This window comes from Streptomyces sp. NPDC054783, from assembly GCF_053611725.1.
Window position 1 is genome coordinate 1 of the sequence record NZ_JBSHAY010000081.1, and the last position, 7,192, is coordinate 7,192.

The following is a 7,192-nucleotide window of genomic DNA, read 5'->3' on the forward strand; positions in this document are numbered from 1 at the left end:
CTGAAGCAGAACGTGGAAGCGCTCCCGTTGAGTGAGGCGCCCGCCGCTTTCGCCCGGGTCTCCGCCGGGCAGGCCGGCGGCAAGAAGATCGTGCTCACCTGAGCACATCCACGACGGGGTGTCGCCCGGTCCTGACACCGCGTCATGGCACCCGCCGGACAGGGGACGGCCCCGTGCGCGGCCGTACCCACCAGGCGCGGCGCGCATCAGGCGGTCGGCCCGGGGGCTTCCAACGCGATCGGGCAGCCCGCGCGACGGCGCAGAGCGAGCGCTGGGGCATCGGCCGGACCAGGCCATCGGCCTGTTGTGGCACTCGGAAGGCTGCGTCGTGACGGCCAGGAGGGCGGAGCACGCAGACGTGTTAGGAAAGGTTGACGAGCGATGGGAATAATCACTGAGGACATGCGGCAGATCGTCGCCAGCGCCAAGCTGGCGTTCGTTGCGACGGTCTGCGAGGACGGCTCTCCGAACCTCTCCCCGAAGGGGTCCGTGCGCGTCTACGACGACGATCACCTGGTATTCATGAACATGGCCTCGCCCAATACGGTGGAGAACCTGCGGCACAATCCGCGGGTCGAGGTCAACGTGATTGACTTCCTGCTCCGGCGGGGATACCGCTTCAAGGGAACGGCCGAGATCCGCGGAAAAGGCGACCCGGTGTACGACTGGTCCCGCCAGTGGGTGCTGAACACCCACGGCGATCCCATCTACCCGTGCCACGAGGCCGTACTGATCAGGGTGGACCGGGTGCTGCGGGTGGACTCTCCCGCGTACACGTTCGGGCACGCGAACGAGGACGACCTGAAGCATGAGTGGGCCGCCAACTACGGTGTGGCATACCTTTGATGACACATCGGGACGTCTGTTACGCAGGGCCGGCCGCAGACCGTGGTCTGCGCCGACCGGCCGCCGAGGTACGAGCGTCCGCTGAGGGGCTCGGCGGTGGACGCGGTCAGGGTGCAGATCCGCAAGCTTTTGCTGGAGATGCCGACGAGGCCGGCGACGGTGATCGTGGAGCGGCTCGGCCGGCAGCGGGGGATGACGATCCTCAAGGAACGTGTTGTGCGTGAACTCAGACCGGCGTGTTTGCCGGTGGACCCGGTGTCCAGGACTACGTATCGGCCGGGCGAGCCGGCCCAGTGTGACCTGTGGTTCTCCGAGGCGGACATCCCGCTCGGCCATGGGCAGACGGGCCGGCTGCCGGTCTGGGTGATGGTGTCCGGCTGCTCATGGTGATCGCCGGGAGGATGCTGCCCTCGCGGCGGACCAGGGACCCTGATCCCGGCATCGGTCGGGGAACGGCTGGCGATCGCCACCGCGGAGTACAACAATTGCACGTACTGCCTCTCCGCCCACACCTACATAGGGGCGCGCGTCGCCAAGGTCGGCGCCGGGGGACTGGAGCGTGCCCGCCACGCGGAGTCCGCCGCCCCCCACGCCGCCGCACTGCCGGATCTGTCCCACGCGATTGCCCGCGGCCGCGGCTACATCGGTGAGACGCAGTTCAAGGCTGCCCCGGGCCGTGGGCGTCACCGGCGCCGAGATCGCCGAGGTCACGGGCATTCTGGCGTTGAACATCCTCACGAACTACTTCAACGTCCTCGCCGATACCGACACCGAACGGCCGGTCGTCACCCCGCACACCGACGCCTGACCGACGCACCCTGGCCTGGTCGGGGAGCCCCCGCCCAGGCCCGACGGACAGCATCACCACCGCCTCGAGCGTCGTCAGGCACTCCCAGGAATGCGAGGAAGAACATGAGCGAATCGCACGAAAACCAGACGGGAGTGCCTTACGACGTGGTCGTGCTGGGCGCAGGTCCGGCCGGTGCGAACGTCGCCGACCGAGCCCGGGCCGCCGGCCTCTCCGTAGCGGTCGTGGAACGGGAACTGGTCGGCGGTGACTGCGCGTACTGGGCGTGCGTGCCCAGTAAGGCGCTGCTGCGGCCGGTCATCGCGCTCGCCGACGCGCGGCGCGTGGACGGTGCCCGGCAGGCTGTCACCGGTCGGGTCGACGCCGATGGCGTCTTCGCCCGTCGCAACCGATATGTCTCCGACTGGGACGACACCAGACAGGCTCTGTTCCTCAAGTCCATCGGAGCCGACCTCTTCCGTGGCCACGGCCGTCTCGACGGGCCCCGACGCGTCAGCGTCACCCGTGACGACGGCGCCCGGCAGACCCTCACGGCCCGGCACGCGGTGGCCATCGCCACCGGCAGCCGGCCGGCGTTGCCCGACATCCCGGGCATCGCCGAGGCCCGTCCCTGGACGAGCCGGCAGGGCACCGAATCCAGTACCGTGCCCACTCGCCTGGCCATCATCGGCGGCGGCGGAGTCGGCATCGAGATGGCCACCCTCTGGCAGGGCCTCGGCTCCCAGGTCACCCTGCTCGCCCGGCGCCGCCTGATCCCCCGCATGGAACCCTTCGCCGGCGAACTGGTCGCCCAGGGACTGAGCGAGGCGGGCGTGGACGTGCGGATCGGCGTCCAGGTGACCGCCCTGCGCCGCCCGGACCCGCAGGGACCGGCCACCCTCACCCTCGACGACGGCGGCGAGCTGGAGGCGGACGAGATCCTGTTCGCCACAGGCCGCACCCCCGCCACGGACGACATCGGCCTGGACACGGTCGGCCTCATCCCCGGTTCCTGGCTGGACGTGGACACCACCTGCCTGGTCCAGGGTGCCGACGGAGACTGGTTGTACGCCCTAGGCGACGTCAACCACCGTGCGCTGCTTACCCACCAGGGCAAATACCAGGGCCGGACCGCGGGCGACGCCATCGGTGCCCGCGCCGCCGGCCGCCCGCTGGACGACGAACCCTGGGGCGACCATGCCACCACCGCCGACCGGCACGCCGTACCCCAGGTGTTCTTCAGCGACCCCGAGGCGGCCGCGGTGGGCCTGAGCGCCGAACAGGCGGAGCGCGCCGGATACCGCATCAAGACCGTCGACCTCGACTTCAACGCCGCCCAGGGCGCTAACCTCTACGCCGACGGCTACCGGGGTCACGCCCGGCTGGTCGTCGACCTCGACCGCGAGGTCCTGCTGGGAGTGACCTTCGTCGGCCCGGGCGTCAGCGAGCTCCTGCACTCGGCGACCATCGCGGTCGCCGGCGAGGTCCCGCTCAAACGGCTCAGGCACGCGATCGCCCCCTTCCCCACCGTCAGCGAGATCTGGCTCTTCCTCCTCGCCGCCTACCAGCGCGATAAGGAGACGCCGTAGACCACCGCGACCTGACATCCTCGCCTCCCCAGTCCGGGGCCCTCGATGCGGCCGCACGCACAGGACTGGCAGCCACCCGGCAACTCGCCGGGGTGCGCAGCATCGGCTGGCAGGGCCTGGTCGACCAGCAGCGGGAGTTCCTCGACGGCTTCTGGCTCGCCGCCCTGCTGGAGGCACCACGGGGTGCGGCAGGCGTCACCGACCCTCACGCCCGTCTCCTCCTTCTTCTGCCTGTTCTCGGCGACGCGGCGGTTCCGGAGGAGGCCGTGACGGCGGTGGTCGAGGCTCTGGTCGCTCAGGGTGCTCCTGAGCCGAGCGAGGCGTTGGCCAGACACCTGCTCCAGGGACACCCGATGTGGGGCGCCGAGGACTGGTGGTTCGATGATGACGAACAGAGCTGGCTCTGCGAAGGCGATCACAGCCCCCGAAAGGCCCCCCTCGGCGACCACTTGCCCCCGCAACAGCGAGCCGACCTCGAAGCCTGCCTCACTCCCCGCTGACCGGCTCAAGCGGCGCTGACAACGGCCTCGGTGGAAGGGGCGCCGAAGGCGAGCGACTCGTCGTAATTCCTGCCCTGCTTCAGGCAGTGGTAGAGCTGTCCGATCATGCGGTTGAAGCAATGCCACGAAGTTAACGCCGTCGCCGTCGAGTCAAGGGCGGGTCTGCGGTGGGCGGTTATGGCGTTGAACAGTGGGACCTCCTGGTAGGAGGAAGTCGACCAAGACGTTCCTGATCAGAGGATCCCGTTGTCGAGCCAGTCCGCCATCTGCACCGTGACGCGCACTACGACTGTTGCCGCGGGCGCCTTCGCGCCTGGTCAGCTTGGTGGGCTGACTGAGTACATACCGTTCGAGCTTGTCGATGATGTACTCGAAGAGACCAGGACCGTTCAGGCCCGTGTGCGTACGCTTCCGTCCCGGGTCGGCATCTACTTCGTCCTGGCCCTGGGCCTGTTCCCGGCTCTGGGATACCGGAGGGTCTGGGACAAGCTCGTGGCCGGCCTGTCGGGCATCGACCTGCGCACTCCGTCCGAAGCCGCCCTGCGTCAGCTGCGTCGACGTCTGGGTCCGGAGCCGCTGAGGGTTCTGTTCGACGTTCTGGCGGTGCCGCTGGCGCGGTCGTCAACACCCGGCGTCTGCTACCGGCGCTGGCGGACTGTAGCGTTCGACGGTTGCAGTTCCCTCAAGGCACCGGACCTGCCGCGCATCCGGGCCCTGCTGGGCAAAGTCCGGCACCACTGGGGCATGTCCGGCTATCCGTCCCTGAGACTGACCGCGTTGTGCGAGACTGGGACCCGCGGCCTGCTCGGTGCGGTCTTCGGCTCGTCCGAGAACGGCGAGGCTGTCCAGGCGACCCAGCTGCTGCCTCGGCTGACCCCGCAGATGCTCCTGCTGGCAGACCGCGCCTTCGACGGCGACGACTTTCTCCGCGCCGTCGCCGGCACCGGATCCCAGTTCCTGGTGCGGCTGTGTGCCCATCGTCGCCCCGCGGTGCTGGCGGTTCTCCCCGACGGCTCCTACCTCACCCGTTTCCAGGACCTGCGCGTCCGCATCATCGACGCCGACATCACGCTCACCACCAGCAGCGGCCAGCGCATTGCGGGCCGCTACCGACTCGCGACCACTCTCACGGACCACCGCTGCGACCCCGCCGAGGTCCTGGTCCGCCTCTATCATGAGCGCTGGGAGATCGAGTCCGCCTTCTACTCGCTGTGGCACACCCTGCTGACCGGGCGGGTCCTGCGTTCCCAGGAGCCGCGCGGACTGGAGCAGGAGGTGTGGGCTCTGCTCACCCTCTACCAGGCCCTCCGCATGGCGATGGTCGACGCCGTCGAGTCCGTCCCCGGGGCCGACCCGGACCGGACAAGCTTCACCGTCGCCTTGCAGGCCGCCCGTGACCAGGTGATTTGCGCTGAGCATGTCCTGCCGGCCCCGTGGGACCGCACCACCAACGGTATTTCCACTGCGGTACTGTCCGCCCTGCTGCCTCCCAGACGCTCACGCACCAGTGCCCGAAAGGTGAAATGCCCGACCTCGCGCTATCCGGCGAACCCGACCAGCGAGCACCCCCTGACCAGCCAGAATGTCACCAGTCTTGCTGTCGAGATCCTCACCCAGTCCTCATCATCCGCAGCAGAGGGCCGCAGTGGTCAGCGCAATCGAGTCCTCCAGCACATGCGAACCGCACCTCATCGTTCCTGGCATGCGCGCGAGCTGGCCCAGGCGCTCAACTTCACCCACTACGACAGCTTCTGCGTCCAACTGGGCCGCTGGACACGGGAAGGTCTCCTCGAAAAGATCGCAAACGCGACCTACCGGCTCGCCCCCGATTGCCTACCACCTCAGCCTTCACCCAGCGGATGCCCTTGACTCGACGGCGACGGCGTTAACTTCGTGGCATTGCTTCAACCGCATGCTCGGACAGCTCTACCACTGCCTCCAGCACCACAAGTTGTTCGACGAGAACACCGCGTTCCCCGCCAAACCTGCCCCTGGGCTTGACGCGTTGGCATCGTGAGGTCTCTGGCGCGACCGGACATCACCGGATGAAATCCGCATCCCGGGATGAGACAACGGGAGAAGACGACCTCTCAGGCTGCGCCGTAGGGGCACCCCTGCGGCACCTCTGCGGTCCGGTGCACGAAGGCCGGCCGTAGCTCGGGATCCTCGGGGTCGTAGTAGCGGTGGAACACCGCGGTCGCCCCTCCGGACAGGGGCGGGACGATCCAGCTCCAGTCGGTCGGCACCGGGCGCCCGTGCCGCCTCTCGCGGTCCACGTGCGCGAGGAACCGCCGCGACTCCGTGTGGTGGTCGGCCATGCTCACCCCCGCCTGCTCGTAAGAATGCAGGACCGCCAGGTTGAGCTCGACCAGGGCGCGGTCGCGCCACAGAGTGCGCTCGTTGCGGGTGTCGAGGCCGAACAGCTCGGCGACGGCGGGCAGCAGGTTGTAGCGGTCGGTGTCGGCGAGGTTGCGCGAGCCGATCTCGGTGCCCATGTACCAGCCGTTGAAGGGCGCGGCCGGGTACGTGACGCCGCCTATCTCCAGCGACATGTCGCTGACGGCCGGCACCGCGTACCAGCGCAGACCGAGGGCGGCGAACCCGGGATGGCGCGGATGCGTCAACGGCACCTCCAGCACGGCGTCCTCGGGCACCTCGTAAAACTCCGGAGTGAGGCCGGAGCCGGGCTGTACCAGCAACGGCAGTATCTCGAAGGGTGTTTCACCGCCTTTCCAGCCCAAGTCCCGGGCCAGCGCCACCCGGTGGGTGCTGCGCGGGTCGTCCGAGTAGCGCACCAACTGCTCGCCCAGCAGCGTGGCGGCGGGACGGCCGGGGCGATCGGGGGCGAAGACGCTGATGACCGGCCGGATACGGCCTCCGTTGGTCGCGATCCGCAGATGCTCGAAGCACTCACTGGCGATGTCGTCGGGATGCCTGACGTGCCGCAGGTCCCGCACGATCAGATTGTTCCAGTAGAGCCGGCCTATGCAGCGCGCCGCGTTGCGCCAGGCCACCCGCGCGCCGTACGCCACCTCCGCCGCAGTGTGTTCGTACGTGCCGAAGCGCTCTACCTCGGCGGTGACCTCCGCGAGCCGCCGACGCGGGTCGCCGTCGCTCGGGTTCTCGGCGGCGTACTGCCGGATGAACACCTCGGCGGCCGCCAGGACGGCCTCGTGCGCCGATGGGCGGTGCGGAGCCGGGCCGGACGAAGGGGGGAGTTGCATCGGATTCTCTCCTGCTCGGGGTCTGGTGCTCACACGAGCCGGGCGCGCCGGCGGTGGTACGGCGGCCGCACGGCCGGGAGCGGACGGGGCGATGCCGAGTCCGGCAGGCGGGCGGCAAGCGAGTGGCCGCATGGCCGGGGCCGGGTCGGCCGGACGCTCAGTCCTCGGGCGGTTCCCGCAACTGCCGGGGCAGCAACACGGCCTCGAGTGCGGGCACGTCGAAGGGGTCGAAATGGATCCGCTCCC

Annotated in this window: 7 protein-coding genes; 6 read left to right on the forward strand and 1 reads right to left on the reverse strand. The window is 69.2% G+C overall.

All coding sequences use genetic code 11. The features are described 5' to 3' along the window. The first annotated feature begins 381 nt into the window (after positions 1–381). From ACWGJ5_RS46150 to ACWGJ5_RS46175, 6 genes are all read left to right on the forward strand, one after another. Positions 382–846, forward strand: a complete 465-nt coding sequence (locus tag ACWGJ5_RS46150; protein ID WP_453315579.1) for a pyridoxamine 5'-phosphate oxidase family protein — start codon at positions 382–384, stop codon at positions 844–846. A 111-nt stretch (positions 847–957) separates the two neighbouring features. Beyond that, positions 958–1,236 carry a hypothetical protein gene (locus tag ACWGJ5_RS46155; protein WP_453315580.1) on the forward strand — a complete coding sequence of 93 codons (279 nt, stop codon included), beginning with the start codon at positions 958–960 and terminating at the stop codon, positions 1,234–1,236. Between the two features lie 256 nt (positions 1,237–1,492). Further along, on the forward strand, positions 1,493–1,654 hold the full coding sequence (locus ACWGJ5_RS46160; RefSeq protein WP_453315581.1) for a hypothetical protein: 162 nt from the start codon (positions 1,493–1,495) through the stop codon (positions 1,652–1,654). Positions 1,655–1,758: 104 nt separating this feature from the next. Next, entirely contained in the window at positions 1,759–3,222 is a 1,464-nt protein-coding gene (locus ACWGJ5_RS46165; RefSeq protein ID WP_453315582.1) for a dihydrolipoyl dehydrogenase family protein, read from the forward strand. Between the two features lie 92 nt (positions 3,223–3,314). Continuing rightward, on the forward strand, positions 3,315–3,722 hold the full coding sequence (locus ACWGJ5_RS46170; protein WP_453315583.1) for a hypothetical protein: 408 nt from the start codon (positions 3,315–3,317) through the stop codon (positions 3,720–3,722). Positions 3,723–3,968: 246 nt separating this feature from the next. Continuing rightward, entirely contained in the window at positions 3,969–5,591 is a 1,623-nt protein-coding gene (locus tag ACWGJ5_RS46175) for an IS4 family transposase (RefSeq protein WP_453315584.1), read from the forward strand. A gap of 221 nt (positions 5,592–5,812) precedes the next feature. Here the strand turns inward: ACWGJ5_RS46175 and ACWGJ5_RS46180 are convergent, their stop codons facing one another. Continuing rightward, the gene (locus ACWGJ5_RS46180) at positions 5,813–6,946 is read right to left on the reverse strand and encodes a nitric oxide synthase oxygenase (protein ID WP_453315585.1); all 1,134 of its coding nucleotides are present in this window, start codon (positions 6,944–6,946) and stop codon (positions 5,813–5,815) included. Between the last annotated feature and the right edge of the window lie 246 nt (positions 6,947–7,192).

Coding starts and splice junctions, on each gene's coding strand:
- ACWGJ5_RS46180 (WP_453315585.1), bottom strand. CDS start 6,946: ATGCAACTCCCCCCTTCGTCCGGCCCGGCTCCGCACCGCCCATCGGCG.
- ACWGJ5_RS46150 (WP_453315579.1), top strand. CDS start 382: ATGGGAATAATCACTGAGGACATGCGGCAGATCGTCGCCAGCGCCAAG.
- ACWGJ5_RS46165 (WP_453315582.1), top strand. CDS start 1,759: ATGAGCGAATCGCACGAAAACCAGACGGGAGTGCCTTACGACGTGGTC.